Below are 26,468 nucleotides of genomic sequence, written 5' to 3' on the forward strand. Positions count from 1 at the left end.
CATAACAAATACGCATAAACTACAGTATGCGCCACGCCTATACCCCCAGCATGCCTGAGCTTCAGGCCTTTGTGCAAGCCGCCCGGACCGGCACGGCAACCCGTGCGGGGGCAGCGCTTGGGTTGACGCAAAGTGCAATCAGTCGGGCGCTCAACAGTCTTGAGGCGCGTTTGGGGGTGGCGCTGTTCCACCGCATTCGCCAACGTCTTGTTTTGTCGGATGCAGGCCGTGCGCTTTTGCCCGAGGCCGAGCGGATGCTGTCCGATCTGGACCGCGCGGCGCTGACGGTGATGTCCTTTGGTGGCCACCGTGATGTGCTGCGGCTGGCGGTACTGCCGACATTTGCCGCCCTCTGGCTGATCCCGCGCCTGTCGGGTTTTGCAACCCTCGCCCCCGAGGTGACGTTTGATATGACCGCAACCCTGACCCCGCTGGATTTTGAGCGTGACCCCCGCGATTTGGCGATCATTCGCGCGCAACCACCCTTGCGCGGGGCATCGGTCGATGTGCTGGCCGAGGAGCGGCTGGTCGTGGTCGCTGCGCCTGCGCTTTTGCCTTCGGGCGGCATGTTAGAGGATGCCGCCTTGGCGCGCCTGCCGCTGTTGCAACAGGCCACCCGCCCGAATCTCTGGCTCGACTGGTTCCTGAATGCGGGCCTTGATCCGATCACCATTCTGCGCGGCGCGCGGTTTGAGCAATTCGGTATGGTGTTGGCGGCAGCGCGGGCGGGCCTTGGGTTGGCGCTGGTGCCTGAAATGTTTGTCGGTGCCGATTTGACCTCGGGGGCGTTACGACTTGCCTCGGCGCGGTCGATGGCATCGGATACGCCCTATGTGCTAACCTATCCCGACCGCAGCATGGAAATAGCCGCCTTTCGCCGGTTTCGGGACTGGATGCTGGATGGCGCAAATATGGGAAGCGATGGACCGGATTAACGATATCCCCAAACGCGCGTTGGAATGGCATCTGGCGGGCAGGGGGGCCGTGCTGACCACTGTGGTTGAACTTGGGGCTCTGCGCCACGACCTGCGGGCAGCCAGCTTGCCGTTGCGGGGGCGGGGAAATGGCAGGGTCCCTTTCGGGCGGATGTGTTGAGGGAGCGGTTCGGTGTGGCGGATGCACCGGCCCTAAAGGCGGCACTTGCAACGCAGGCTTTTTATATCGGCAGCCTCGGGTCAATCCGCACGCACGCGAAACAGGTGGAGCGGCTGAGTCGATCATGGCGCAGATCACCCAGGAACTACAAATGAGAAAAGGGGCCAGTGACCTGACCCCTTTTGAATAGCGTACCGGACGGGCGGGTTATTTCGGCCCGATCATCATCACCATCTGACGACCTTCCAGCTTTGGAAAGTTCTCGACCTTACCGGCTTCTTGGGCAATCACATCATCCGCGACGCGGTTGAGCAATTCCATGCCAAGCTGCTGGTGTGCCATTTCCCGGCCCCGAAAGCGCAGCGTGACCTTAACCTTGTCACCCTCTTCCAGAAACTTCAGAACAGAGCGCATTTTGACATCATAGTCATGCTTGTCTGTACCGGGACGGAACTTAATTTCCTTGATTTCAATGATGTGCTGCTTTTTGCGGGCCTCAGCCTCACGCTTTTGCTGCTCATATTTGAATTTGCCGAAGTCCATAATTTTACAGACCGGCGGCTCCGCATTGGGCGAGATTTCGACGAGGTCCAGCCCGGCCTCCTCAGCCATGGCCATCGCGCGGGCGGGCGTAACAACGCCCACGTTTTCACCGTCAGCGCCAATCAGGCGAATCTCGGTGCTGCGGATGCGATCATTGACGCGGGGGCCCGTATCGCGTTGCGGCGGGGCGTTATGTGGTCTGCGAGCTATGGTTTGCTTCCTTCTTTTATTACATATGCACGGGAGCATTGCCCCCACGCGACATAAAATAGACCTCTGGCGCGGGTTGTTCAACTCCTTTCGGTGAAAACCTGCCAGATAGGCGCCGCATCGCGGCAAAGCCTTTTCAACTGTCCGGCTTTCTGCCATGAAAGCGCCGCAACCGCCGGTTTGGGCGGGTAACTGGAGATTTAAGATGAATAAGAGTGTAATTCTGGGCGCCGTCGTGATTGCTGCCGCTGGTTTGGGCTATTACCAATTCAGCTATGTGCCAGCACAACAAGCGGCCCAAGAAGCCACTATGCAGGCCGAAGCCGCTGCCAAAGCTGCGCAAGTAGCCGCCGCACTGGCCGCTGAGCAGGCCGCAGCCGAGGCGAAAGCCGCAGAAGAAGCCGCTGCCAAAGCCGCGGAAGAGGCTGCCGCATTGGCAGCTGAGGAAGCACAATCTACCGAAGACGCCGCCAATGAGGCCGTGGATGCCGCGACCGAAGCTGCTAGTGACGCCGTAGAAGATGCCGCTGCTGCCGCTGAAGCAGCCACGGACGCTGCGACAGGTGCTGTAGACGGTGCCGTCGAGGCAGTTGAAGCCGATGCGCAGGCCGCCGCTGATGCAGCCGCCGAAGCTGCAGCGAACGCCGAGGCCGACGCCGCCGCTGCTGTAGAGGCCGTTGAGGAAGCCGCTGATCCTTCCGGCCTGCTTGACGCCAAAAACTTTGACCGGACCGCTGTTGAAGGTTTGATCGACAACTCTTCGTTGGACGATGGTACCAAATCTTCGTTGAAGTCGCTGGTTGGTGGCGTTGCTGACAACCCGCTGCTGCTGCAAGGGGTTTTGGATCAGGTTAAATCCGCCCTCGGCATGTAATAATAGACAAAGCCGCGCAAAATCTTGCGCGGCTTTGTTAATTCGGAATGTGAGGTTTAGATACCGTCGCCTACAAAGGCCTTTTCAACCACATATTCCCGAGGCTCCGAGTTTGCCCCCTCGCGCAGACCAAAGGACTCCAGCACCGCTTTTACATCAATATTGAAATCCAGTGATCCGCAGACCATCGCGCGGTCCTCGCTCTGGTTCATCGGCGGGATACCCAGATCCTCAAAGACTTTGCCCGTGCTCAGGTTGTCGGTAATGCGGCCCATCCGCGCAGTCTCTTCGCGGGTGGTTGTCGGATAATAGAGCAGCTTACCCTCAACCATTTCCCCAATCAGCTCATCGTTTTGCAGGTCTTCGACCAGTTTGCGACCGTACTCCAGCTCATCCGCCGTGCGGCAGGTGTGCATCATGATAACCTGATCGTATTTCTCATAGGTCTCGGGGTCGCGCATCAGGCTGGCAAAGGGGGCAATGCCGGTGCCTGTCGCCAGAAACCAAACCCGTTTTCCGGGCAAAAGTGCGTCATGCACTAGGGTCCCGACCGGCTTGGGGCGCAGGATGATCTCGTCCCCGACGTTGATATGTTGCAGTTTGCTGGTCAAAGGGCCGTCCGGCACCTTGATGGAGTAAAACTCCAACTCCTCATCCCAATTGGGGGAGGCGATGGAATAGGCGCGTAGCAGGGGCTTTCCATTGTCGCCCATCAGCCCGATCATGACAAATTCACCCGAGCGGAACCGCAGGGATTGCGGGCGGGTCACGCGGAAGGAAAACAGCCGGTCGGTCCAATGCTGCACCGAGGTGACGGTTTGTGAGTCCGGCAAATGCGGCTTGGCGGGTTTCGCGGGGGCAATCGGGCTTTGGGTCAAGGTCTTACTCTCGCTCGTTTCATTTGTTCCGGCATAGGTCGGCGGCGGCATGTTGGCGTTGATCTATATCAGGCCAAAACCCTGCTGTCGTCGGTCGAGCGTTGCGGAATTTCACTCTATTCTAGGAAATTTTCCCGTTACACGGTCAAAAGACCTTGCCATGGAGAATAATTGTTTAAATACTTGGCTGCAACAGAAAATGAGTTTTCCACAGAAAGAAGCCCGCATATGGCCAGCCGCATAGATGAAACCGACCGCAAGATCCTGGCAGAGCTGCAAAATGACGCCGCGCAATCGCTGGATGAAATCGCGCGCAAGATCGGGTCCTCAAAAACGCCGGTGTGGAATCGCATCAAACGGATGAAGGAAGACGGCGTGATCACCCGCCAGACCGTGCTGCTTGATGCCGAGGCGCTGGGGCTTGAGGCGTGCTTTTTCGTGCTGATCCGCACGTCAGAGCATGAGGCCGATTGGCAGGAAAAGTTCCTGCATGCGCTGCAAGCCCGGCCAGAGGTGCTAGAGGCGCACCGCCTTGCGGGGGATATCGACTATATCCTCAAGGTCCGCGTGGCGAACGCGCGGGCCTATGACACCTTTTATCAGGCGTTGATTTCCGAGGTGCGGATTTTCAACGTGACCGCCTTGCTGTCGATGGAGGAAATTAAATCCACCACCATTCTTGCGGTTTAGCCGCGGCTGAGGGCGGCCACGATCGGGCCGAAATCATCGGCCTTCAGGCTAGCGCCGCCCACCAGCGCACCGTTCACCTCAGGCACCGCGAAGATCTCTGTCGCGTTTGCGGGTTTGACCGAACCGCCGTAAAGCAGGCGCATCTCGCGCGCGGCCGCGCCAAAACGGTCCAGCAATGTGGCGCGCATAAACCTGTGAACGGCGCCGACTTCTTCCAATGTAGGTGTGCGGCCGGTGCCGATGGCCCAGACCGGCTCATAGGCGATCACCAGATCATTGGGCGCGCAGTCCAGTTGCGCAAGCAAAGAGCCCGCAAGCTGTGCGCCGATCACATCCAGCGTTTGACCCGCATCGCGCTGCGCTTCGGTCTCACCCACGCAAACGATGGCCACCAAACCGGCAAAGAGAGCGGCTTGCGTCTTGGCCAGCACAATCGCGTCGCTTTCCCCGTGGTCCGCGCGGCGCTCGGAATGACCCAAGATAACATGGCTGGCCCCGGCGTCTTTCAACATCTGCGCCGAAATATCGCCGGTATGCGCACCCGATGCGTTGGCATGGCAATCTTGCCCACCCAACATCACGGCAGAACCAGCGACCGCATCGGCCATGCGTGAAATCAACGTTGCAGGAGGGCAAAGCAGCACGTCACAATCGGGGGCAGGGTGCGCCTTTGCCAAAGCCTGAACCTGCGCCAGATCTGCGACAAGCCCGTTCATCTTCCAGTTGCCAGCGGCCAGATTACGCATTGCTATCCCTCCAAAACTCATTCTCGGACAGGGCTAAGGGATTTTAGCAGCTTTGGGAATGGCATATCCGCGCCTGTTTTCACCTTAGCTAAAATATCGCGGCTTCAGGCATCCTTGAACTTGATAGATTCGCCGCAGCCGCAGGACTCAGTGACATTGGGATTGCGGAACTTAAAGCCAGCCTCAAGCAAGCTGGTCTCATAATGGATTTCGGTGCCAATCAGGAACATTTGCGCCATAGGGGCAATCATTACCCGCGCGCCGTCCTGTTCGACGGTTTCATCCATCGGATTGACCTCTGAGACATAGTCCATCGTGTATTCCATGCCCGCACAGCCGCCTTTTTTGACACCTATTCGCAACCCGCTGGAATTTTGCTTTTCCATCAGGCGCGCAATCTGCTTGGCGGCGGTCGGGGTCATGGTAACGGCGGCTTTTCCGGGAATACCGAACATGGGGCGTATCCTTTTTCTCTCTGTAACAGATATAGGATTTTTACAGGCCGGCTCAAGGGGCGCGCCGACCCGAGGCTACATAAAGCCAAGCTCCAGCCGTGCTTCATCCGACATCATCTCCATCCCCCAAGGGGGCTCGAATGTCATGCCGACATCGACGGATTTCACACCGGCCAATGGTTCTACGGCATCGGCAACCCAGCCGGGCATCTCACCCGCAACGGGGCAGCCGGGCGCGGTAAGGGACATGATGATCTCCACGTCGTTTTCTGAAGAGATCTCAATGGTATAGATCAGACCAAGGTCATAGATATTGACCGGAATTTCCGGGTCAAACACGCTGCGGCATGCCTCGACCACTTGCTCATAGAGCGGATGATCGGTCGTGGATGGTTTGATCAGAGGGGTTCCCTCAATCTGGTCCTGCGGCTGGTTCATAATGGCCTCACGCGTTATTCTGACTGAATATATAGGGATTTACCGTGGCCGCGTCCAGAGGGTGCGGGCGACACTGCCGGATTTCTCGGGCGTAAGCGCTGATTGATCTTCGCACCCCCATTGCTTAGACCACCTCTGAGCCGCTGAGTTCAGGCATTGGGAAGAGGATCATATGGAAACGCTGTTGCTTGTTGTGGCGGGCCTCTTTGCCGGTGTGTTGAATGCGGTCGCGGGCGGCGGGACCTTCTTGGCATTTCCGGCGCTGGTCTATGCGGGTGTGCCTCCGGTCTCGGCCAATGCGACGGCGACCCTGGCGGCAATGCCGGGCTATATCGGAAGCGCTTGGGCATACCGTCACGACCTGCGCGCCGAGGGTCGTTTGGGGCTGCGCGCTATTTGTGTCGTGTCGGCCATTGGCGCATTCGCGGGTGCGGGTCTGTTGCTGGTGACCAGCGACGCGGTGTTCACAGGCGTGGTGCCGTGGTTGCTTTTGGCCGCAACGCTCATTTTCGCGGCGGGGCCAAGCGTTCTGGCATTCACGCGCAAACAAGGGCTGGCAGAGGCCGGTCCGCTGTTGTCGGCGATGGTCTTGTTGGCGGTCGCGACCTATGGCGGTTATTTCAACGGTGGTCTGGGGATCATGTTGTTGGCGGCCTTCGGATTAATCGGCTACACGGATTTGCACAACATGAACGGGCTGAAGAACGGGCTGTCGGCGCTCTTGTCGTTGATTGCCTCTGCTACATTTATTGCGGCAGGATTGATTGCGTGGCAGGCCGCCGTTCCAATGGCCATATCAACAGCTATCGGTGGCTTCATCGGGGCGCATTACAGCCGGAAAGTAAAGAACACCAAATATCTGCGGATGTTTATTGTCGCTGTCGGGGTGGTGATGAGCGGGTTGTTCTTCCTGCGCTAGGGATTGCCCCAATCCACTTACCCCATAATCATTGTTATGTAAAAAGCTTCACTGCCACGCTCGATAACAGCCCTCAAACTCCGCTGAAATTCAAACTTCTTGCGGCAAAGGCCTGTTGTTTTGAAACTTTAGAAAACAAAATGGACCGTCAGGGATACTTTATTGCAATTTTTCGGTGTTGACGCGCCTTTTTCATCAACATATGGTCCATTAAACTTAAAGGGGCTTAGGACATGAACGATCTTGTCGTCGTCATTATTAAAAGGCGTTCGGGCCGGTAGCGGAAACACATTTCCCTTCCCCCTTGCGCCCCCGTCTTAACCCCGGGGGTTTTTTGTTGCGATAAGGCCGCCGATTGGGCGGCAACAAAGGATAGATTTGATGGCACAGGCAATGACTGGCGCGGAAATGGTGGTTCAAGCCTTGAGGGATCAGGGCGTTGAGGTGGTCTTTGGCTACCCCGGCGGGGCAGTCTTGCCGATTTATGACGCTCTTTTCCAGCAAAACCACATTCGCCATATCCTTGTGCGGCATGAACAAGGGGCTGTGCATATGGCCGAAGGCTATGCCCGCTCTACGGGTAAGCCCGGCGTGGTGATTGTGACCTCTGGCCCCGGTGCGACAAATGCGGTGACGGGGCTGACCGATGCGCTGATGGACAGCATCCCGCTGGTGGTGCTGTCGGGGCAGGTTCCGACCTTTATGATCGGGACGGACGGGTTCCAGGAGGCCGATACAGTGGGCATCACCCGCCCCTGCACAAAGCATAATTGGCTGGTCAAAGACACGGCCAACCTGTCGGAAACCATCCATCAGGCATTTCATATTGCTACCAAGGGCCGTCCCGGCCCGGTGCTGATCGACATTCCCAAGGATGTTCAGTTTGCCACCGCTGATTATTCCGGCCCGCAAAAGGCCAAAGTGTCGCATTATCAGCCCAAGCTGAAGGGCGATCTGGAAGCGATCACCCGCATGGTTGAGATGATGGAAACCGCAGAACGGCCCGTATTTTATACCGGCGGCGGCGTTATCAACTCCAGCCCCGCCGCAAGCCAGTTGTTGCGTGAATTTGTAGAGGCAACCGGCTTTCCCATCACCTCTACGCTGATGGGGCTGGGGGCATATCCTGCCTCGGGCGACAAGTGGTTGGGGATGCTGGGCATGCACGGTACCTATGAAGCCAATCTGACGATGCACGGATGTGATTTGTTGCTCAATATTGGCGCGCGTTTTGATGACCGGATCACCGGGCGCATCCCCGATTTCAGCCCGAACAGCCGCAAGGTGCATGTCGATATCGACGCCTCCAGCCTGAACAAGGTGATCCGTGTTGACGTGCCGATCCTCGGCGATGTCGGCCATATTCTGGAAGATGCTCTGCGTCTTTGGAAGGCGCGCGGCCGCAAGGTGAACAAGCCCGCGCTGGCGACGTGGTGGAAGCAGATCGAGGAATGGCGCGCGGTGAAATGCCTGACCTACAAAACCTCGGACACGATCATCAAGCCCCAATATGCCCTGCAACGGCTTGAGGCGCTGACCAAGGGGATGGACCGCTACATCACCACCGAGGTGGGCCAGCATCAGATGTGGGCCGCACAGTTCCTTGGCTTTGAGGACCCGAACCGTTGGATGACAAGCGGCGGCTTGGGCACGATGGGCTACGGGTTGCCGGCCTCTATCGGGGTGCAGATCGCGCATCCCGACGCGCTGGTGATCAACGTCGCCGGTGAGGCTTCTTGGCTGATGAACATGCAAGAAATGGGCACGGCTGTTCAGTTCAAGGCGCCTGCCAAGCAGTTCATCCTCAACAATGAACGTCTGGGCATGGTCCGCCAGTGGCAGCAGCTGTTGCACGGTGAACGTTATTCGCAAAGCTGGTCCGAAAGCCTGCCTGATTTCGTGAAGCTGGCCGAGGCCTTTGGCTGCAAGGGGATCCGTTGCTCTGATCCGGCCGATTTGGATGATGCCATCATGGAGATGCTCCAATATGACGGGCCGGTGATCTTTGATTGTCTTGTTGAAAAGCATGAGAATTGCTTCCCGATGATCCCGTCGGGCAAGGCCCATAACGAGATGCTGCTCGGGGATGCCGAAACCCAGGGCGTGATCGGTGCCACGGGTGCCGTTCTGGTTTAGGGCCGCACTTCCAGGATCGTGTAGGGGGCTGATGTGGCCCCCTGCCCCCAAGGACAATTTTACCGAACAGAAAGGGCGAACCCGATGTCGGCGCTCAATATCAAACAAGGTTCCACCAGCCATTCCGCCTATGAACTGCGCGACCCGAATGGCGATATAATTGAACAGCATACTTTGGCGGTTCTGGTCGATAACGAAAGCGGTGTTCTGGCGCGAGTGATCGGGCTTTTTTCGGGACGCGGCTACAACATCGACAGCCTGACCGTGGCCGAGATTGACCACGAGGGCCACCGCTCACGGATCACCATTGTAACGCGCGGCACGCCGCCGGTGATTGAGCAGATCAAAGCGCAGCTGGGCCGGATTGTGCCCGTCCACGAAGTGCATGACCTAACGGTTGAAGGCCCCTCGGTACAACGCGAACTGGCGCTGTTCAAAGTGACGGGCAAGGGCGATGCGCGCATCGAGGCACTGCGTCTGGCCGAAATTTTCCGCGCCAATGTGGTCGACAGCACCCTGAGCAGCTTTGTGTTCGAGATGACAGGAACGCCGGAAAAGATCGATGCCTTTGCCGATCTTATGCGCCCCTTGGGCCTAATGGAAATCGCGCGGACCGGGGTTGCGGCCCTCTCGCGCGGCGCCTGAAAATTGCGCCATCCGCGCGGGTTCGTGCGGATGGCCTGCGCTTAGCGCCCTTCAAAGCGGGCGGGACGTTTTTCAAGAAAGGCGATGACGCCTTCTTTGAAATCATGGGTTTGGCCGCATTCCCCTTGCAACTTTGCCTCCAGCGCCAGCTGTTGATCCAGCGTGTTGCCATGGCTGGCGCGGATAGCGGTCTTTACCCCACGATAAGCCGCCGTGGGCCCCTTTGCCAGATGGTTTGCCCGCGCGCGCCAATGCGCCTCGAAGGCGTCATCAGGGATGGATTCAAAGATCATCCCCCAGCTTGCGGCCTGATCGGCACTGATCTTATCTGCAAAAAGCGCCGCCCCCATCGCACGGGCCGCCCCGATCTGGCGCGGTAGCCAATAGGTGCCGCCTGCATCCGGGATCAACCCGATGCGGGTAAAGGCCTGAATGAAACTGGCCGATTGTGCGGCGATCACAACATCTGCCGCCAGCGCAAGGTTCGCCCCTGCCCCCGCCGCCGCGCCATTGACCGCAGAAATCGTCGGCACCGGACAGTCATAAATCGCGCGCAGCAACGGCTCATACTCATCGCGCAGCGTGCGCTCCAGGTCGATATCATCAATCCTGGCGGCATCCCCAAGGTCCTGCCCCGAACAAAACGCGCGCCCTTCCCCCGTCAACACCAAGGCCCGCGCCGATTTTCCCGCCGCCTTCACCGCATGCAAAAGTTCGGCGCGCATCTGGCTGGACAGCGCATTCATCACCTCCGGCCGGTTGAGGGTAATGATGCCAAGGCCGTCCGCCTCGGCATAGGTGATGGTGTCGTAATTCATGCAAAATCTCCTTTGGCTATCGGCCCAATATAGCCAGCCCGCCCACGGTTCACCAAGCGGGACGGTACGTTACTTTTTGAGAATTTCGGCCAGACGCTTTTCTTCTTCGGCGGAAAGTTCAACCACCGCGGCCTCTGCACCATTGCGGCGGCGGACATAGGCAAAGGCAATCCCGCCGCCCAGCAACAGCATCAACGGCCCCGCAATCCACAGCAACAGGTTGGACCCTTTTGACGTCGGGTTCAGCAGCACATATTCGCCGTAACGCGCCACGATATAGTCAATCGCGGCAGCGTCGCTATCGCCTGCAACCAGCCGTTCGCGTAGCAATAGCCGCAGGTCGCGTGCAAGGTCGGCATTGCTGTCGTCAATATTTTCATTGCGACAGACAAGGCAACGCAGGTCCTTGGACAGCGCCCGCGCGCGGGCCTCCAGCACCGGATCGGAAAGGACCTCATTGGGTTGCACCGCCAAAGCAGGTGTGGCGATCAAAGCGGCCGAGAGAAAAAGAGCACGTATCATTCCGCAGGCACCGCCTTGATTTTTGCGGCGCGATTGCCCGCCGCGACACGGTAACGCCGGTCGGCAAGGCTGATGAATCCGCCCAATGACATCAAAATTGCCCCGCCCCAAATCCAGTTGGCAAAGGGTTTGAAATAACTGCGCACCGCCCAAGAGCCGTTGTCTTGCGCATCCCCGATCACAACATAAAGGTCACGGGTAAAGCCGTAATCGATTCCGGCCTCGGTCGTGGGCATACCTGCCACCGGATAGACCCGTTTTTCAGGGTGAACAGTGGACACAGGCTTGCCGTTTCGGGAAATATCAAAGGCCGCCATCGTGGTGTAATAGTTCGGCCCCAGCTCATCCTCGACCGAAGTCAGCGTGACGGTATAACCTTTCAGATCAAAGCTTTCGCCGATGTTCATCGTGCGGATATCTTCAACCTGCCACGCCATCATTGCCGATACTGCAAAGACAGTGATGCCAAAACCGCTATGCGCAGTTGCCTTGCCCCAATCAGCGCGCGGCAGACGCATGATGCGACCCAAACGGTTGCCAAGCGACCCGCGTCCCGAACGTTGCCACAAATCCGTCAACGCCCCGAACACAACCCAAGATCCAAGCCCCAAGCCAACCGGCCCAAGCGCCGAACGCCCCGTTTGCACCGCATAGGCCAACAGCCCCATAGACACCGCCAGCACCAAGGCAGGCACCAAAGGACGGAAAGAACGGCCAATCACTGCGCGCTTCCACGGCATGATCGCGCCCAAGGGCAGCAGCAGCGCCAAGGCCACCATGAAGGGCGTGAAGGCGGCGTTGAAGAACGGCTCTCCGACGCTTAGCTTGCGGTCCCAGACCAGCTCGGCCACCAAGGGCCAGATGGTGCCGACGAAAACCACCATGCAAGACACGGCCAGCAGCAGGTTATTGGCAACCAGCGCGCTTTCACGGCTGACGGGGGCAAAGAGGCCCTTGGCCTCCATCGCGCTGGCACGGGCGGCGAACAGCATCAGCGCCCCGCCCATGAAAAACGCAAGGATCAGCAGGATGAACACGCCGCGCTCGGGGTCATTGGCAAAGGCGTGCACCGAGGTGATTACGCCAGAGCGCACGATAAACGTCCCGATAAGCGAGAACCCGAAGGCAAGAATCGCCAGCAGGATCGTCCATGCTTTCAATGCCTCACGCTTTTCCACCACGATCGCGGAATGCAGTAGGGCTGCCCCGATCAACCATGGCATAAAGCTTGCGTTTTCGACCGGGTCCCAGAACCAGAAACCACCCCAGCCAAGTTCATAATACGCCCACCACGACCCCAAAGCGATGCCGATGGTCAGGAAAATCCAGGCAGCCAAAGTCCAAGGGCGTACCCAACGGCCCCATGCCGCATCAACGCGCCCCTCGATCAGGGCGGCCACCGCAAAGGAGAACGCCACCGACATACCGACATAGCCGAGGTAGAGGAACGGTGGATGGAAAGCGAGACCGGGGTCTTGCAGCAAAGGGTTCAGGTCTTGGCCGTTGAAGGGCGGCACTTCCAAACGCAGAAAAGGGTTTGATGTCAGCAGCATAAAGGCCAAAAAGGCCACGCCGATGCTGCCCTGCACCCCCAAAACCCGCGCCCGCAAAGTGGGCGGCAGGTTGCTGCCAAACCACGCGACCGAAGCCCCGAACAGCGCCAAAATCAACGACCACAGCAGCAAGGACCCCTCATGGTTCCCCCAAACGCCCGACACCTTATAAAGCATCGGTTTTAAGGTGTGAGAGTTGGAAACCACCAAACTGACCGAAAAATCCGAAGTCACAAAAGCATAGGTGAGGGCTGCAAAGCTGAAGGTTAACAGCAGGAATTGCACGCTCGCCGCGGCCTCCCCCGCAGCCATCCAGCCGGACCACCGCTTTTGCGCGCCAATAAGCGGCATCACCGTTTGAATCAGCGCCACAAAGAACGCGAGGATGAGGGCGAAATGGCCGAGTTCAACGATCATGGGGTTATCCTGTTATACACTGCGCCAACCTAGCGCGAAAATCGCGTGGGGCCAATGGGGCTGCGTTAAGCCGTCGCAGGGTTGTGAAGACGCTCAAACCGTTTTGCGCGGGGCCGCGCGGCGGGTGGACAGCAAAAGATTGGTTTCTGATGTCACAACACCGTCAATCTCGCGCACCCTAAACATCACCTCATCAAGGTCGGGCAAGGTGGCGGTGCCAATCTCTGCGATCAAATCCCACCTGCCATTGGTCGAATGGACTGCCTGAACTGCCGGTATGCCAGAGAGCCGCGCCATGGTTTTCTCGGCCCCGCGCCCCTCGATTGCAATCATCATCAGGGCGCGCACAGGGGCAGAGGCAACATCCCCCCGCGTCAGCACGGTAAAGCCGACAATCTCTCCGGCGGTTTGCAAGCGTTCCATACGGACACGCACGGTCGCCCGTGCAAGGCCCAATCGGGCGGCCAGTTCGGATAAAGAGGCGCGGCCGTCCCGACGCAGCTCGGCAATCAGAGCCTGATCTGTATCATCCATAATGGCAAAGCCTTTTATCAAAACGCACAATCAAGCATTCACATTGGCAAAAATATAGCTTCATTCTGCCAGACAAGCCAAGCAAATATTGGGAAACAGTTATCGGAGGGCCCAATGGCCAAGACCTGCATTCTTATCGGCGCCGCGATTGATGAGGGCCAACGTCGCCCCGGTTGTCTTATGGGGCCGGCGGCCTACCGTGTGGCGGGGCTGCCCCAAGCCTTGCAAGAGCTAGGCCACGGCGTTGAGGATCGCGGTGACGTGGCAGTTGTGCCGGATCATGACGCGCAATGCCCCAACCCGGCCGTGCATTCACTGGCCGAGGTGGTCGGCATGGCGAATGCCCTGCGCAAGGCCACAGATGAGGCGCTGGATGCAGGCTTCCCCATCATCATGGGCGGCGATCATTCGCTCGCGCTCGGCTCGGTCGCGGGGGCGGCTGCGCATGCGGCGGCCAAGGGTAAGCCTTTGTTTTTACTTTGGCTTGATGCGCATTCTGATTTCCACACCCCCCTGACCACGACCAGCGGAAACTTGCATGGCACCCCTGTTGCCTATTGCACAGGCCGCGATGGCTTTGACGCCTTTGGCCCCTTTCCCGCCCCGATCCCGCCGGAAAATATCTGCCTCTTCGGTATCCGCTCAGTTGATCCGGCGGAGCATGCGGCGCTATTGAATCATGACATTGAAATCAATGACATGCGGGTTCTGGATGAACACGGCATCGTTAAACCGCTGCGTGATTTCCTGAATAAGGTCGCAGCGGCGGGTGGCATGCTTCATGTCTCCCTGGATGTGGATTTTCTGGACCCGTCGATCGCGCCCGCCGTTGGCACCACCGTTCCCGGCGGCACCACGATTCGCGAGGCGCATCTGGTGATGGAGCTTTTGCATGAAAGCGCGCTTGTCACCTCGCTTGATCTAGTGGAACTGAACCCCTTTTTGGACGATCGCGGCCGCACAGCGCGTCTGATGGTCGATCTGGTCGCATCCCTTATGGGGCGCAAGGTGTTTGACCGCCCCACCCGCAGCTATTCCGGAGCATGAAATGAACCTTCCCTCAAAGCAGGCCTATGTGCCTTTTGTAAGCGTAGACAATATGATGAAGCTGGTTCTTCAGATTGGCGTTGAGCGCGTTCTGGCCGATCTGGTAGGCGAGATCGAGGATGATTTTCGCCGCTGGCCGAAATTTGACAAGACCCCGCGGGTGGCAAGCCATTCCGATGTTGGCGTTATCGAATTGATGCCAACCTCGGACGGGGAAACCTACGGGTTCAAATATGTGAACGGGCACCCTTCCAACATGAAGAAGGGCCTGCAAACTGTTACAGCCTTTGGGCTTTTGGCAGATGTAGGAACCGGATATCCAATTCTTTTGACGGAAATGACCATCCTGACGGCCCTGCGCACCGCCGCGACCAGTGCGATGGCCGCGAAATGGCTGGCACCCAAAGGGGCCAAGGTCATGGCCCTGATCGGCAATGGCGCCCAGTCGGAATTTCAAGCGCTGGCCTTCAAGGCGATCTGCGGGATCGAGGAAATTCGCCTCTATGACGTCGATGCCCAAGCCACCGCCAAATGCATGGCCAATCTTGAGGGGCGCGGGATCACCTTGACTGCCTGCAAAACCCCGCAAGAGGCGATTGAGGGCGCGCAGATCATCACCACCGTCACCGCCGACAAGCAATATGCCACCATCCTGACCGATAATATGGTTGGCGCGGGCGTGCATATCAACGCCATCGGCGGCGATTGCCCTGGCAAGACGGAACTGCACCGCGATATCCTTCTGCGTTCGTCTATCTTTGTTGAATACCCGCCCCAAACTCGGATCGAGGGCGAGATTCAGCAGATGGAAGCCGATCATCCGGTAACAGAGCTGTGGCAGGTCATCACCGGTGAAGGGCAAGGCCGCAAAAGCCCGACCGAGGTCACATTGTTTGATTCCGTCGGCTTTGCCATCGAAGATTTCTCGGCGCTGCGTTACATCCATGGGAAATTGGCCGAAACTGGACTGTTTGAGCAGCTCGATATGATCGCCGATCCGGATGATCCACGCGACCTTTTCGGCATGTTGCTGCGCTCTGCCTAGGATTGGCTGCCGGTTCACCCGCAAACCAGTGTTAAATCGGGTTTTTGGGGCCCTATTGGGCCCCTTGGGGGCCTTGGTGGCATTGCACCCCATATCAGGGATGGTCTATAGTCTGGCAAGCTAGATATAGCCCTGCTTGGCGGGGCCGGGAAAGAAAGAGCGGCAGACGTGACAGACCGTCCGGAAGATACTGAAGTCCCTGATGCAATGCCTGAGCGGATGGCCCACGCAGGGCCGCAGGTAAGCATCGTCGATGAAATGAAAACGGCCTATCTGGATTACGCGATGAGCGTGATTGTCAGCCGCGCCATCCCCGACCTGCGGGACGGTTTGAAGCCAGTGCACCGCCGCATTCTTTACGCGATGAATGAGGTTGGCAATACGGTCGACAAACCCTATCGCAAATCCTCGCGCCCTGTGGCCGATACGATGGGCAAATATCACCCCCACGGCGATAGCGCGATCTATGACGCGCTGGTGCGGATGGCGCAAAGTTTTTCGATGTCCTTGGTGCTGTTGGACGGTCAGGGCAACTTCGGCTCGATGGACGGCGATAAGGCGGCGGCTTTCCGTTATACCGAAGTGCGTATGGCCAAAACGGCCAACTATCTTTTGGCCGATATCGACAAAGACACCGTTGATTTCCAAGACAACTATGACGGCAAGGACCGGGAGCCGACGGTGCTTCCTGCCCGCTATCCCAATATGCTGGTCAATGGGGCCGGCGGGATTGCTGTTGGTATGGCGACCAATATTCCGCCCCATAACCTTGGTGAGGTGATTGAGGGCACCTTGGCGATGATCGCCAATCCCGACATCTCGACCGAGGCGTTGATGGAGATTATTCCAGCGCCGGATTTCCCCACAGGGGGCGTTATCCTTGGCCGCGCCGGTGCGCGCAAAGCCTATCTGGAAGGGCGCGGTTCGGTTGTCGTTCGTGCTAAAACGCGGATTGAAGAAATCCGCAAGGACCGCTGGGCGATTATCATCGACGAGATCCCCTATCAGGTCAATAAAGCCACGATGATCGAAAAGATCGCCGAACTGGTTCGTGAAAAACGGGTCGAAGGTATCGCCCATGTGCAAGACGAATCCGACCGGATCGGCGTGCGCGTGGTGATTGAGCTGAAGCGCGATGCGACGGCGGATGTGGTGCTGAACCAGCTGTTCCGGTTCTCGCCCATGCAGGTCTACTTCGGCTGCAACATGCTGGCGCTGAATGGTGGACGTCCAGAGCAACTGACGCTGCGGGATTTTCTGTCTTATTTCATCGGCTTCCGCGAAGAAGTTGTTGCGCGCCGCACTGCATTTGAGCTACGTAAGGCGCGTGAACGCAGCCATATTCTTTGCGGTCTGGCCGTCGCTGTGTCCAATGTTGATGAGGTGGTGCAAACTATTCGGTCCTCGGCCGATGCGGCTGAGGCGCGTGAACGTTTGATGACGCGGCGTTGGCCTGCGGGGGAAATTATCCCCTTTATCAAGCTAATAGACGACCCTTCGCATAAAGTGAATGAAGACGGCACTTACAACCTGTCGGAAATTCAGGCCCGTGCAATTTTGGACCTGCGCTTGCAGCGTCTGACCGCCTTTGGCGTAAATGAGATCACCGACGAGCTGGCCGAGCTGGCCGCCAAGATCAAGGATTACCTCGAAATTCTGGGCAGCCGCGACCGGATCATGGCGATCATCTGCGATGAACTGCGCGAAGTGCGCGACCTCTTTGCCGTGCCACGCCGGACCGAAATTTCGGACTGGTCGGGCGATATGGATGACGAAGACCTGATCGAGCGTGAGGATATGGTCGTGACCATCACCTCTGGCGGCTATATCAAGCGTACGGCCTTGGCCGAATTCCGTGCCCAAAAGCGCGGGGGCAAGGGACTTTCCTCGATGTCCACCAAGGAAGATGATGTGGTGACCACGCTGTTTGTGGCCAATACACACACCCAGCTTTTGTTCTTCACGACCGATGGCATGGTCTACAAATTGAAATGCTGGCGCCTGCCGCTTGCCGGTCGCAACGCGCGCGGCAAGGCGATTGTGAACATCCTGCCAATTCAAACCGGCGTGTCGATTGCGGCAATTCTGCCGGTGGATGTGCCCGATACCGAATGGGATGATTTGCAGATCTTCTTTGCCACCTCGGACGGTGATGTGCGCCAAAACGCCCTGTCGGATTTCACCAATGTCATGCGCAACGGCAAAATTGCGATGCGCTTGCCCGAAGGTGTCTCGCTGGTCAATGCCCGGATTTGCGATGAGAATGACGACATCATGCTGGTCACCTCGGGCGGTCGCGCGATCCGCTTTCCGACAACCGAAGTGCGTGTGTTTAAAAGCCGCGGATCGACCGGTGTGCGCGGTGTGCGGCTGATTGATGGGGATAAGGTTGTCTCTATGTCGGTGATCCGTCATTCTGATGCCACCCCAGATGAGCGTGCCGCCTATCTCAAAATGCGTCGTCAGCAAGAGGGCTTAGCCGATGATGTTGAGTCAGAGGATGAAGATGCCGCCGTTGTAGGTGACTTGCCATCAGAACGCTTTGCCGAAATGAAGGCGCAAGAAGACCTGATCCTGACGATTACAGAAGGCGGGTCGGGCAAGCTTTCCTCTAGCCATGATTACCCCGTGCGTGGGCGTGGGGGCCAAGGTGTGAAGGCCATGGCCGGCCGCAATGGCGCGCTGATTGCCTGCTTCCCGGTTGAACGGTCCGATCAGGTGATGTTGGCCACCTCTACCGGCCAATCCATCCGGGTGCCGGTGGAAGGGATTTCCTTCCGGTCACGGGCTGCGGGTGGCGTTAAGGTCTTTAGCACGGCAGAAGGCGAATTCGTCGTCTCGGTTGCGCGTGTGGCCGATCAAGGGGATGAAGATGCATCCGAAGCCGTGACCGAAGGACCAGCAGAGGCAGAATGACCGGCCCTAATCTGGCATTGGTGTTGGATGATCTGGCGGGCAAAGAGGGGGTGATCGGCTATGGCGCATTGGCGCAAGCGCTGGCCATCCCCGGCCCCGGCAGCATCGCCAAGCTGACAGCCCAGCTGGAGGCGCTGATGCTCGAGGATGCCGCCAAAGGTCACCCGTTTCGTGCCGCGTTATGCCGCGCAAAAACCGGAAATGGCCTGCCCGCAAAAGGTTTTTTTGAGGCGGCAATCCGACTTGGCCGCTTTGACGGGGGCGATGAGGCGGGGTTTGTTGCCGCCGAACGCGCGGCGCTTTTCAAACGGGCCGCCTCGCGTTAAATCTATGTTTTACAATATGATGAAGGATAAACCTGCGTGGAAACCGAAACTCTGAACATCATTGGCGGCGGCATGGCCGGGTCTGAGGCTGCTTGGCAGGCGGCAAATATGGGTGTTCGCGTGGTGATCCATGAAATGCGGCCCAAGGTTGAGACTTTCGCCCATCGCACCAGCAATCTGGCTGAGATGGTCTGCTCCAACTCCTTCCGTTCTGATGATGACGAACGCAATGCCGTTGGCCTGCTTCATTGGGAAATGGGCGCGGCTGACGGGATCATCATGGAAACCGCCCGCGCGCACCGGTTGCCCGCAGGTGGCGCGCTGGCCGTTGACCGCGATCTCTTTTCCGAAGCAGTTACCGCCAAAGTGTTAGCTCATCCCTTGATTTCAGTTTCTTATGAAGAGGTTACAGAACTTCCTTCAGAAGGAAAGTGGATCATCGCGACGGGGCCTTTGACCTCTGGCGCGCTGGCCGAGAGCATTCGCGCAACAACCGGCGCCGATGCGCTGGCCTTTTTCGATGCCATTGCGCCAATTGTTTATGCGGATTCGGTCGATATGTCAGTCGCCTGGATGCAAAGCCGTTACGACAAGGGCGAGACCGAGGAAGAGCAAACCGCCTATATGAATTGCCCGATGGACCGTGAACAATACGAGGCATTTATTGATGCGCTTTTGGCGGCAGAAAAGGCAGAGTTTCATGAAGGCGAAACCGCTGGCTATTTCGATGGTTGCCTGCCGATTGAGGTGATCGCCGAACGCGGGCGCGAGTCGTTGCGCTTTGGCCCGATGAAGCCCGTTGGCCTGACCAACCCGCATGCCGAGAAGAAGCCCTATGCCGTGGTACAGCTGCGCCGCGACAATAAACTGGGCACGCTTTACAATATCGTCGGCTTCCAAACCAAGATGAAGTATGGCGCGCAATCGACTGTTTTTAAAATGATTCCTGGGTTGCATGAGGCAAGATTTGCCCGCCTTGGCGGCATTCACCGCAACACGTTCATCAATTCCCCCACGCTACTGGATGAGCAGATGCGCCTACGCTCTCACCCTAATATCCGCTTTGCGGGCCAGATTACTGGTGTGGAGGGCTATGTAGAAAGTGCTGCGATGGGGCTGCTTGCGGGCCGGATGGCTGCGGCAGAACTGCTGGGGCAAGATGTGCCGCCACCGCCGCCCGAAACCGCAATGGGCGCGCTGATTACCCATATCACGGGCGGAGCGGATGCAAAAACCTTCCAGCCAATGAACGTGAATTTTGGCCTCTTTCCCCCGATTGACGCCAAAGGTGGGCGGCGCGGACGTAAAGACCGCTACAAGGCCTATACCGACCGCGCCAAAGAAGCGTTTCAGGCGTGGCTTTCGTAACCCGTTTCGCGCCATCACCGACCGGGCCGGTCCATCTTGGCCATGCCTATTCTGCGATGCTTGCGGCTGATATGGCGCGGGCTGCGGGCGGGCGTTTTTTGCTGCGAATCGAAGATATTGACCGTGCCCGCAGCCGTGCCTCATGGGAGGCGCAGATCTATGATGATTTGCACTGGCTTGGGCTGGATTGGCCGGACCCGGTGATGCGTCAGTCGAAGCGGCTTGCGGTATACGGGGCCGCACTTGATGCGCTTTGGGCGCGTGGGCTGCTCTATCATTGCACCTGTACCCGCCGCGATATCGAAACGGCGATGAGTGCACCACAAGAAGGCGCCATGCCCTTTGGGCCTGATGGGCTGATCTATCCGGGGACATGCCGCGATTTGCAGCGCAAGGATGGCGTTTTACGGCTGAATATGGCTACCGCTTTGGATTTGGTAGATGATCTTAACTTTACCGAAACCGGTCCACGCCATGCTGGAAGGATAGAGATGGACAAGGCAGATTATCTGAACGGCATTGGGGATATCGTGCTAGCGCGGCGCGATATGGGCACCTCATATCACCTTTCCGTGGTGCTGGACGATGCAGAGCTTGGGACCAGCCATGTTGTCAGGGGGGAAGACCTGTTTGAAGCCACAGCAATTCATGTGTTGTTACAGCGTCTTTTCGGGCTGCCAACACCGGAATACCACCACCACACCCTAATCAGGGACGCGGCGGGAAAACGCTTGGCGAAACGTGATGACGCCCGCGCATTGGCGAAATATCGGGCCGAGGGGCGCAGCCCTACCGATATCCGGCAGATGGTCGGGCTTTGATTACATCGGGTCTGCGGTGATCTTTTCCTCGCCATTTTCCACGACGGTGTAAAAGCACGAACGCCGGTTGGTGTGGCAGGCCGGGCCGGCTTGATCCACCTGCATCAACAGACAATCGCGATCACAATCAAAGCGCAGCTCGATCAACCGCTGCACATGGCCCGAGGTTTCGCCCTTGGCCCAGAACGCATTACGTGAGCGCGACCAATAGGTGACCTGCCCCGTGGCGATTGTGCGCGCCAGACTTTCGGCGTTCATCCATGCCAGCATAAGGACTTCGCCCGTGGCATGATCCTGCGCGATCGCGGGAATAAGACCATTGGCGTCATATTTCAGGCTTGCGAGGTCAAATGACATCGGGCTTCTCCTTTGCATCGGGCGTGTTGGGCGTTATCTATGCGCAATTGTAGCGGGCGGAAAGCCCCTGCCTGCCATAGTCAAAGAAAGACCCACGATGAGTGATACCGAAATGATGAAGCTTTATTCCGGGCGCATTCTGGAGCTGGCAGCCGATATCCCACATGTCGGGCGGCTGGAAAACCCGCAGGCCACTGTGCGCAAACGCTCTCCACTATGTGGTTCGGTGGTGACGGTGGATGTGGTGATGGCCGACGGGCGCATCGCGGAATTTGCGCAGGATGTGAAGGCCTGCGCTTTGGGTCAGGCAGCGGCCGCCATTGTCGGACATGCGATCATTGGATGCACCGCGGCAGAGCTAGGCGATGCGCGTGATGCACTGCACAAGATGCTGTCCGAAGAGGGTCCGGTCCCACCTGCCCCGTTTGACGGTTTCGCCGCCTTGCAACCGGCACGTGATTTCCGCAATCGCCACGCCTCGATTCTGCTTGCAATTACAGCAGCTGCCGAGGCTGCCGAGACCGCATAAAAAGGCCGCCGCGAGCTGGTAAGCTGGCGGCGGCAAGGAAGCGTCTTTATTGGGCGCGGCAGTGGGGTGGGACAACCCCGGCAGTTGCGTGGCACGAGCTGGGGCAAGTGCGAACGCCCAAGGCAACAAAACGCGGGCAGTAGTCAGATAAAAGAGGGCAAGGAGAGCCCGGCAACCAAAAGTGCGAACAGCGCGACAACGCCCAACCCATCCTCCAAAAGTGTTGCAGACGAACGAAGTGCGACGGCTTTAATCTCTGCGATCATAGGAACCTCCTTGCTTGTTCCCGTATTGTTCTCACAGCATTAACGCCTTGTAAAGAACTTTATAGGAACATTCTGGAAAAACTGGCTATCCCACAGAGATAAGCCTGATCGCGCGATCCTGATCCAACAGCCACAACAGCATCCGCACGGCCTGCCCGCGTGCCGATGTTAGGGCTGGATCATCATGCAGCAGTTTGCGTGCGTCCGATTGTGCAATGGCCATAAGGGCGGTCTGACGTTCCATATCCGCGACGCGAAACCGCGGAAGGCCCGATTGTGCCGTGCCGATCAGGTCCCCTGCGCCGCGCATGGCAAGGTCTTCTTCCGCAATCCGAAAGCCGTCCTCGGTATCGCGCAGCACTTTCAGGCGACGCTCGCCCGTCTCGCTCAGTGGGGATTGATACATGAGCAGACAGGTCGATTGGGCCGCGCCGCGCCCAACGCGCCCCCGAAGCTGGTGCAACTGCGCAAGGCCAAAAGTTTCCGCGCGCTCGATCACCATGATCGATGCATTCGGAACGTTCACGCCAACCTCGATCACCGTGGTCGCAACCAAAACTTTGGTGTGCCCGATCGCAAACCCCGCCATCGCGGCATCTTTTTCCGCCGCAGGCATCTGGCCATGCACCATCGCCACCACGCCTTCGCCCAATGCGGCACGCAGTTGCACAAACCGCGCCTCCGCCGAGGCGTAATCGAGAAATTCGCTCTCTTCCACCAAGGGGCAAACCCAATAGGCCTGCCGCCCATCTGCCACTGCTTGGCGGAGCTTCTCGACCACCTCATCCAACCGACCGGTCGAAATCAAAGCGGTTTGCACCGGTTTGCGCCCCGGCGGTTTTTCATCCAAAACCGAGACATCCATATCGCCGTAGCTGGCAAGTGCGAGGCTGCGCGGGATCGGCGTTGCGGTCATGACCAAGACATCGACCGCCTGCCCTTTTGCCCCCAGTTCCATCCGTTGCGAGACGCCGAAACGGTGCTGCTCATCAATGATGGACAGTCGAAGATCTTGAAAAAATACGTCTTTTTGGAAAACGGCATGGGTACCAACCAAGATCTGAATGCGCCCCTCGGCCAAATCGGCCAGTTTGCGCGCGCGTTCCGTGCCTTTGTCCCGGCCTGTCAACAGCTCTAACCGTACGCCGACCAGCGCGGCCAATTCCTGCAAACCGGCCAGATGTTGCCGCGCCAAAATCTCTGTGGGCGCCATCATGACGCCTTGGCCCCCTGCCTCGACCGCCACCAAAAGCGCCATGAAGGCCACCAATGTCTTGCCCGAACCGACATCACCTTGCAGCAAGCGGTTCATCCGCACCGGCGCGGCCAGATCGGCGGTGATTTCAGCAACAGCCCGTGATTGGGCGCCCGTTGGCGCATAAGGAAGGGCCGCAAGCACCGTTTTTTGCAACTGCCCCGTCGCCACCGTCGCGCGCCCCTTGGCACGACGCAAGGATGCACGGGCAAGCGATAACGTTAACTGATGGGCGAAAAACTCATCATAAGCAAGGCGTTGGCGTGCAGGGGCCGTTGCCGCAAAATCGGCATTATTGGTTGGGGCATGGCCAGAGCGAATAGCTTCGGCCCAATCAGGCCAGCCCTCGCGTGCTTTTTGTGAGGGATCAATCCACTCTGGCAAATCGGGCATCCGCGCCATTGCTGATGCGGCGGCCTTGGCCACCAGCTTTTGCGTCACGCCAGCGGTCAGCGGGTAAACCGGTTCAAACGAGGGCAGATCACCGGCATCTTCAGGCCGCAAAATATGATCCGGATGCACCATTTGCACGATGCCCTCAAAGGCCTCAACCCGACCAGAGACAAGGCGCTTTTCGCCCGTTGGCAACAGCTTTTGCAAATAGTCGCCGCGCGCGTGAAAGAAAACCAGCTGGAATTCAGTCTCGGCATCCTCAACCATGACGCGGTAAGGCCGCCCCTTGCTGCGCGGCGCATGATGTTCGCCCACCGTTACCTCTACCGTGACGACAGTGGGCGGCGTGAAATCACGAACAGAGTTGCGGCGGGCGCGGTCAATCCCGGAATGGGGCAAAAGAAAGAGCAGATCTTTCGGTTTCTCGACTCCGAGGCCCGCAAAAGCACGCGCCGTTTTCGGTCCGACCCCCTCCAGGGTTTCGAGTTCTGCAAACAGCGGAAAGAGACATTCAGGGCGGCTCATGCGTCGCCTATCAATGACAACCAACCATCTTCATCAATGATTTCAACCCCCAAGGATGCCGCTGCCTTGGCCTTGGACCCTGCTCCCGGACCCGCAACCAGAATATCCGTCTTGGCCGAGACCGAGCCCGAGACCTTGGCGCCAAGGCTCTCTGCGCGCGCTTTGGCCTCTGCCCGCGTCATTTTTTCCAAAGTTCCGGTGAAAACCACGGTTTTTCCAGCCACGGGGCTATCGCTTGGGCTGCGCGCAATCACGGGCTGTACTTCCAATTCCGCGACAAGCGCATCAATCGCCGCGCGTTCGCGATCATTGTGAAAAGCGGCAATGGCCGAGGCGGCGAGCACCTCGCCAATCCCGTCAATCGACAAAAGTTCTTCCCATTGTGGGCCTTTGCCAATCTCGGCATGGGTCATAGCATTTTCAAATGCGGCCCAGCTCGCATAGCGATTGGCCAGAAGCTTTGCCGAACTCTCGCCGATATGGCGGATCCCGAGGGCGAAAATTAACCGGTTCAGTGGTACTTTGCGTTTCTCATCAATGGCATCAAACAGGTTGAGCGCTGATTTCTCTCCCCAGCCCTCGCGGTTTTTTAACTGTTGCAAACCCGTTCCAAAGCGCGTCCGAAGCGTAAAAATATCAGCGGGCGTGTTCACCCAGCCATCGCGGTAGAAGGCCTCTACCTGTTTCGCGCCCAGTCCTTCAATATCAAAAGCGGCCCTGCTCACGAAATGACGAAGCCGCTCAACAGCTTGTGCGGGGCAGATCAACCCACCGCTACAACGGCGAATGGCATCGCCCTCCTCTCGCAGGGCTTGGGATTTGCATTCCGGACAAACGGACGGAAATTCAAATGGCTTGGCATCAGCTGGACGTTTTGACAGATCGACATCCGCAATCTTGGGGATCACATCGCCGGCCCGGTAAACTTGCACCCAATCACCAACGCGAATGTCTTTGCCGCCCCTAATCTCGGCACCTTTGCTGTCCCGACCCGCGATGTAATCTTCATTATGCAGCGTAGCATTGGACACAACAACCCCGCCAACAGTAACGGGATCCAATCTGGCAACGGGTGAAAGCGCGCCAGTGCGGCCAACTTGAATGTTGATATCCGTCAGGCGCGTCCAAGCCAGCTCTGCCGGAAATTTATGCGCGATTGCCCAGCGAGGCGTTGTGGATCGAAATCCGAGACGCCGCTGAAGTGTCAGGTCATCAACCTTGTAAACCACCCCGTCGATATCATAGCCAAGCGTGGCGCGCTGGGTTTCAATCTTGCGGTAGTGGGCCAACATAGCGGCCGTAGAGTCGCATAAGATGGTAAGCGGGTTTACTTGAAACCCCAGCGATTTCAGCCTGTTGATCGCGCCCATCTGGGTATCTGCCAAGGGCGATGATAACGCCCCCCAAGCATAGGCGAAAAAACGCAAAGGGCGCGCTGCGGTAATGCTTGATTCCAGCTGGCGCAGTGACCCGGCCGCTGCATTGCGCGGATTAGCGAACACTTTCCCCCCGCGCGCGGTTTGCCGTTCGTTCAATGCCTGAAAATCTGCGTGGCTCATATAGACCTCGCCGCGCACTTCCAAAACGTCGGGGGCATCCGTTAGCACTTGGGGAATATCAGAAATTGTACATGCATTCTCGGTGACATTTTCACCCACTGCACCATCGCCACGCGTCGCCGCATGCACCAATTTGCCCTGCTCATACCGCAAAGACAACGACAGGCCATCAATTTTGGGCTCAGCCGTGAAAGCCAGCGGGCTGCTATGGCCAAGGTATTTCCGGATGCGTTCCTCAAAATCTTCGACATCGGTATCATCAAAGGCATTGCCCAAGCTCAGCATAGGCACTTCATGCGCAACTTTGGAAAAGCCCTCCGCGACCACTGCCCCAACCTGATCTGACGGGCTGTCCGCCCGCTTCAAATGCGGGAACCGTGCCTCGATCGCAAGGTTCCGCCGCTTGAACTTGTCATAGTCGGCATCGGAAATTTCTGGCGCGTCTTTCGTGTGATACGCAAGATTGGCAGCCTGCAATAGCTCTGCAAGCCTTTCAAGCTCTGCGCTGGCCTCAACTTCGGTCAGCGTTTCAACATCTTGATCCTGCATAGCTTGCGACATGATCGCCCCTTCACCCGGTTTTTTACA

At 58.0% G+C, this 26,468-nt stretch carries 26 protein-coding genes and 1 pseudogene; 14 read left to right on the forward strand and 13 right to left on the reverse strand.

The features are described from left to right. Positions 1-26 precede the first annotated feature (26 nt). Positions 27-935, forward strand: a complete 909-nt coding sequence (locus EOK75_RS13815) for a LysR family transcriptional regulator (protein WP_137194680.1) — start codon at positions 27-29, stop codon at positions 933-935. Next, positions 922-1,105 (forward strand): annotated as a pseudogene (locus EOK75_RS13820) (XdhC family protein); the annotation flags it as partial. The gene EOK75_RS13815 and the pseudogene EOK75_RS13820, both read left to right, overlap by 14 nt. Before the next feature lie 197 nt (positions 1,106-1,302). Here EOK75_RS13820 and infC read toward each other — a convergent pair. After that, positions 1,303-1,887 carry a translation initiation factor IF-3 gene (infC, locus tag EOK75_RS13825; RefSeq protein WP_168199251.1) on the reverse strand — a complete coding sequence of 195 codons (585 nt, stop codon included), beginning with the start codon at positions 1,885-1,887 and terminating at the stop codon, positions 1,303-1,305. 166 nt (positions 1,888-2,053) lie between these two features. Here infC and EOK75_RS13830 point away from each other — a divergent pair, with 166 nt between their 5' ends. Then, positions 2,054-2,722 carry a hypothetical protein gene (locus tag EOK75_RS13830; RefSeq protein WP_137194684.1) on the forward strand — a complete coding sequence of 223 codons (669 nt, stop codon included), beginning with the start codon at positions 2,054-2,056 and terminating at the stop codon, positions 2,720-2,722. 56 nt (positions 2,723-2,778) lie between these two features. On the opposite strand, the gene EOK75_RS13835 is transcribed toward EOK75_RS13830, so the two are convergent. Beyond that, positions 2,779-3,651, reverse strand: coding sequence for a ferredoxin--NADP reductase (locus tag EOK75_RS13835; RefSeq protein ID WP_137194685.1), 873 nt, complete (start codon positions 3,649-3,651; stop codon positions 2,779-2,781). 177 nt (positions 3,652-3,828) lie between these two features. On the opposite strand from EOK75_RS13835, the gene EOK75_RS13840 reads away from it, so the two are divergent. Then, entirely contained in the window at positions 3,829-4,290 is a 462-nt protein-coding gene (locus EOK75_RS13840; RefSeq protein ID WP_137194687.1) for an Lrp/AsnC family transcriptional regulator, read from the forward strand. Here the strand turns inward: EOK75_RS13840 and tpiA are convergent. The 3 genes from tpiA to EOK75_RS13855 all read right to left on the reverse strand — a co-directional run bounded on the left by tpiA (position 4,287) and on the right by EOK75_RS13855 (position 5,929). Further along, entirely contained in the window at positions 4,287-5,036 is a 750-nt protein-coding gene (gene tpiA / locus EOK75_RS13845) for a triose-phosphate isomerase (protein ID WP_137194688.1), read from the reverse strand. The genes EOK75_RS13840 and tpiA overlap by 4 nt on opposite strands. 104 nt (positions 5,037-5,140) lie before the next feature. Further along, positions 5,141-5,491: a HesB/IscA family protein gene (locus tag EOK75_RS13850; protein WP_137194690.1), complete on the reverse strand. Its 351-nt coding sequence runs from the start codon at positions 5,489-5,491 to the stop codon at positions 5,141-5,143. Positions 5,492-5,566: 75 nt separating this feature from the next. Beyond that, entirely contained in the window at positions 5,567-5,929 is a 363-nt protein-coding gene (locus tag EOK75_RS13855) for an SUF system Fe-S cluster assembly protein (protein ID WP_137194691.1), read from the reverse strand. A 172-nt stretch (positions 5,930-6,101) separates the two neighbouring features. On the opposite strand from EOK75_RS13855, the gene EOK75_RS13860 reads away from it, so the two are divergent. From EOK75_RS13860 to ilvN, 3 genes are all read left to right on the forward strand, one after another. After that, on the forward strand, positions 6,102-6,848 hold the full coding sequence (locus EOK75_RS13860; RefSeq protein WP_137194692.1) for a sulfite exporter TauE/SafE family protein: 747 nt from the start codon (positions 6,102-6,104) through the stop codon (positions 6,846-6,848). 381 nt (positions 6,849-7,229) lie between these two features. Further along, the gene (locus EOK75_RS13865) at positions 7,230-8,984 is read left to right on the forward strand and encodes an acetolactate synthase 3 large subunit (protein WP_137194694.1); all 1,755 of its coding nucleotides are present in this window, start codon (positions 7,230-7,232) and stop codon (positions 8,982-8,984) included. An 84-nt stretch (positions 8,985-9,068) separates the two neighbouring features. Next, complete coding sequence (ilvN, locus tag EOK75_RS13870) at positions 9,069-9,629, forward strand: acetolactate synthase small subunit (protein WP_137194695.1); 561 nt, start codon at positions 9,069-9,071, stop codon at positions 9,627-9,629. Between the two features lie 41 nt (positions 9,630-9,670). Here ilvN and EOK75_RS13875 read toward each other — a convergent pair whose 3' ends face one another. From EOK75_RS13875 to EOK75_RS13890, 4 genes are all read right to left on the reverse strand, one after another. Continuing rightward, positions 9,671-10,447 carry an enoyl-CoA hydratase-related protein gene (locus EOK75_RS13875; protein ID WP_137194697.1) on the reverse strand — a complete coding sequence of 259 codons (777 nt, stop codon included), beginning with the start codon at positions 10,445-10,447 and terminating at the stop codon, positions 9,671-9,673. A 69-nt stretch (positions 10,448-10,516) separates the two neighbouring features. Then, a complete protein-coding gene (locus tag EOK75_RS13880) occupies positions 10,517-10,969 on the reverse strand; it encodes a cytochrome c-type biogenesis protein (RefSeq protein ID WP_137194699.1) in 453 nt (150 codons plus the stop codon). Next, positions 10,966-12,939: a heme lyase CcmF/NrfE family subunit gene (locus EOK75_RS13885; protein WP_137194701.1), complete on the reverse strand. Its 1,974-nt coding sequence runs from the start codon at positions 12,937-12,939 to the stop codon at positions 10,966-10,968. Before EOK75_RS13885 ends, EOK75_RS13880 begins: the two co-directional genes overlap by 4 nt. A gap of 93 nt (positions 12,940-13,032) precedes the next feature. After that, on the reverse strand, positions 13,033-13,473 hold the full coding sequence (locus tag EOK75_RS13890) for an Lrp/AsnC family transcriptional regulator (protein ID WP_137194703.1): 441 nt from the start codon (positions 13,471-13,473) through the stop codon (positions 13,033-13,035). Positions 13,474-13,587: 114 nt separating this feature from the next. Between EOK75_RS13890 and rocF the strand changes: the two genes are divergently transcribed. The 6 genes from rocF to gluQRS all read left to right on the forward strand — a co-directional run bounded on the left by rocF (position 13,588) and on the right by gluQRS (position 20,996). Continuing rightward, entirely contained in the window at positions 13,588-14,520 is a 933-nt protein-coding gene (gene rocF, locus EOK75_RS13895) for an arginase (RefSeq protein ID WP_137194705.1), read from the forward strand. A gap of 1 nt (position 14,521) precedes the next feature. Then, complete coding sequence (locus EOK75_RS13900; RefSeq protein WP_137194706.1) at positions 14,522-15,565, forward strand: ornithine cyclodeaminase; 1,044 nt, start codon at positions 14,522-14,524, stop codon at positions 15,563-15,565. 168 nt (positions 15,566-15,733) lie between these two features. Then, positions 15,734-18,481, forward strand: a complete 2,748-nt coding sequence (gene gyrA / locus EOK75_RS13905) for a DNA gyrase subunit A (RefSeq protein WP_205965522.1) — start codon at positions 15,734-15,736, stop codon at positions 18,479-18,481. Beyond that, positions 18,478-18,807, forward strand: coding sequence for a hypothetical protein (locus EOK75_RS13910; protein WP_137194707.1), 330 nt, complete (start codon positions 18,478-18,480; stop codon positions 18,805-18,807). Before gyrA ends, EOK75_RS13910 begins: the two co-directional genes overlap by 4 nt. A gap of 36 nt (positions 18,808-18,843) precedes the next feature. Continuing rightward, positions 18,844-20,175 (forward strand): methylenetetrahydrofolate--tRNA-(uracil(54)-C(5))-methyltransferase (FADH(2)-oxidizing) TrmFO, encoded by a 1,332-nt coding sequence (gene trmFO, locus EOK75_RS13915; protein WP_276612539.1) that lies wholly within the window; start codon positions 18,844-18,846, stop codon positions 20,173-20,175. After that, positions 20,163-20,996 carry a tRNA glutamyl-Q(34) synthetase GluQRS gene (gene gluQRS / locus EOK75_RS13920; RefSeq protein ID WP_137194708.1) on the forward strand — a complete coding sequence of 278 codons (834 nt, stop codon included), beginning with the start codon at positions 20,163-20,165 and terminating at the stop codon, positions 20,994-20,996. The genes trmFO and gluQRS overlap by 13 nt, the downstream gene beginning before the upstream one ends. Here the strand turns inward: gluQRS and hisI are convergent, their stop codons facing one another. Continuing rightward, the gene (hisI, locus tag EOK75_RS13925) at positions 20,997-21,353 is read right to left on the reverse strand and encodes a phosphoribosyl-AMP cyclohydrolase (protein WP_137194709.1); all 357 of its coding nucleotides are present in this window, start codon (positions 21,351-21,353) and stop codon (positions 20,997-20,999) included. It abuts the gene before it with no gap. Positions 21,354-21,450: 97 nt separating this feature from the next. Here hisI and EOK75_RS13930 point away from each other — a divergent pair, with 97 nt between their 5' ends. Beyond that, on the forward strand, positions 21,451-21,882 hold the full coding sequence (locus EOK75_RS13930; protein WP_137194710.1) for an iron-sulfur cluster assembly scaffold protein: 432 nt from the start codon (positions 21,451-21,453) through the stop codon (positions 21,880-21,882). Between the two features lie 143 nt (positions 21,883-22,025). Here the strand turns inward: EOK75_RS13930 and EOK75_RS21585 are convergent, their stop codons facing one another. The 3 genes from EOK75_RS21585 to ligA all read right to left on the reverse strand — a co-directional run bounded on the left by EOK75_RS21585 (position 22,026) and on the right by ligA (position 26,429). Beyond that, positions 22,026-22,148 (reverse strand): hypothetical protein, encoded by a 123-nt coding sequence (locus EOK75_RS21585; protein ID WP_276612540.1) that lies wholly within the window; start codon positions 22,146-22,148, stop codon positions 22,026-22,028. 85 nt (positions 22,149-22,233) lie between these two features. Then, positions 22,234-24,321, reverse strand: coding sequence for an ATP-dependent DNA helicase RecG (recG, locus tag EOK75_RS13935; RefSeq protein WP_137194711.1), 2,088 nt, complete (start codon positions 24,319-24,321; stop codon positions 22,234-22,236). After that, a complete protein-coding gene (gene ligA, locus EOK75_RS13940; protein WP_137195791.1) occupies positions 24,318-26,429 on the reverse strand; it encodes an NAD-dependent DNA ligase LigA in 2,112 nt (703 codons plus the stop codon). Before ligA ends, recG begins: the two co-directional genes overlap by 4 nt. Between the last annotated feature and the right edge of the window lie 39 nt (positions 26,430-26,468).

It is taken from the genome of Pseudorhodobacter turbinis (assembly GCF_005234135.1).
In the GTDB taxonomy this organism is placed as follows: Bacteria; Pseudomonadota; Alphaproteobacteria; order Rhodobacterales; family Rhodobacteraceae; genus Pseudorhodobacter; species Pseudorhodobacter turbinis.

What these genes read in the sequence shown, in the direction of transcription:
- EOK75_RS13850 (WP_137194690.1), bottom strand. Translation starts at nt 5,491, where the DNA reads ATGTTCGGTATTCCCGGAAAAGCCGCCGTTACCATGACCCCGACCGCC.
- EOK75_RS21585 (WP_276612540.1), bottom strand. Translation starts at nt 22,148, where the DNA reads ATGATCGCAGAGATTAAAGCCGTCGCACTTCGTTCGTCTGCAACACTT.
- EOK75_RS13840 (WP_137194687.1), top strand. Translation starts at nt 3,829, where the DNA reads ATGGCCAGCCGCATAGATGAAACCGACCGCAAGATCCTGGCAGAGCTG.
- ligA (WP_137195791.1), bottom strand. Translation starts at nt 26,429, where the DNA reads ATGCAGGATCAAGATGTTGAAACGCTGACCGAAGTTGAGGCCAGCGCA.
- EOK75_RS13855 (WP_137194691.1), bottom strand. Translation starts at nt 5,929, where the DNA reads ATGAACCAGCCGCAGGACCAGATTGAGGGAACCCCTCTGATCAAACCA.
- hisI (WP_137194709.1), bottom strand. Translation starts at nt 21,353, where the DNA reads ATGTCATTTGACCTCGCAAGCCTGAAATATGACGCCAATGGTCTTATT.
- EOK75_RS13890 (WP_137194703.1), bottom strand. Translation starts at nt 13,473, where the DNA reads ATGGATGATACAGATCAGGCTCTGATTGCCGAGCTGCGTCGGGACGGC.
- EOK75_RS13885 (WP_137194701.1), bottom strand. Translation starts at nt 12,939, where the DNA reads ATGATCGTTGAACTCGGCCATTTCGCCCTCATCCTCGCGTTCTTTGTG.
- EOK75_RS13865 (WP_137194694.1), top strand. Translation starts at nt 7,230, where the DNA reads ATGGCACAGGCAATGACTGGCGCGGAAATGGTGGTTCAAGCCTTGAGG.
- EOK75_RS13835 (WP_137194685.1), bottom strand. Translation starts at nt 3,651, where the DNA reads ATGCCGCCGCCGACCTATGCCGGAACAAATGAAACGAGCGAGAGTAAG.
- tpiA (WP_137194688.1), bottom strand. Translation starts at nt 5,036, where the DNA reads ATGCGTAATCTGGCCGCTGGCAACTGGAAGATGAACGGGCTTGTCGCA.
- EOK75_RS13830 (WP_137194684.1), top strand. Translation starts at nt 2,054, where the DNA reads ATGAATAAGAGTGTAATTCTGGGCGCCGTCGTGATTGCTGCCGCTGGT.
- rocF (WP_137194705.1), top strand. Translation starts at nt 13,588, where the DNA reads ATGGCCAAGACCTGCATTCTTATCGGCGCCGCGATTGATGAGGGCCAA.
- EOK75_RS13880 (WP_137194699.1), bottom strand. Translation starts at nt 10,969, where the DNA reads ATGATACGTGCTCTTTTTCTCTCGGCCGCTTTGATCGCCACACCTGCT.
- EOK75_RS13900 (WP_137194706.1), top strand. Translation starts at nt 14,522, where the DNA reads ATGAACCTTCCCTCAAAGCAGGCCTATGTGCCTTTTGTAAGCGTAGAC.
- EOK75_RS13930 (WP_137194710.1), top strand. Translation starts at nt 21,451, where the DNA reads ATGAGTGATACCGAAATGATGAAGCTTTATTCCGGGCGCATTCTGGAG.
- recG (WP_137194711.1), bottom strand. Translation starts at nt 24,321, where the DNA reads ATGAGCCGCCCTGAATGTCTCTTTCCGCTGTTTGCAGAACTCGAAACC.
- infC (WP_168199251.1), bottom strand. Translation starts at nt 1,887, where the DNA reads ATGCTCCCGTGCATATGTAATAAAAGAAGGAAGCAAACCATAGCTCGC.
- ilvN (WP_137194695.1), top strand. Translation starts at nt 9,069, where the DNA reads ATGTCGGCGCTCAATATCAAACAAGGTTCCACCAGCCATTCCGCCTAT.
- EOK75_RS13910 (WP_137194707.1), top strand. Translation starts at nt 18,478, where the DNA reads ATGACCGGCCCTAATCTGGCATTGGTGTTGGATGATCTGGCGGGCAAA.
- EOK75_RS13815 (WP_137194680.1), top strand. Translation starts at nt 27, where the DNA reads ATGCGCCACGCCTATACCCCCAGCATGCCTGAGCTTCAGGCCTTTGTG.
- EOK75_RS13860 (WP_137194692.1), top strand. Translation starts at nt 6,102, where the DNA reads ATGGAAACGCTGTTGCTTGTTGTGGCGGGCCTCTTTGCCGGTGTGTTG.
- EOK75_RS13875 (WP_137194697.1), bottom strand. Translation starts at nt 10,447, where the DNA reads ATGAATTACGACACCATCACCTATGCCGAGGCGGACGGCCTTGGCATC.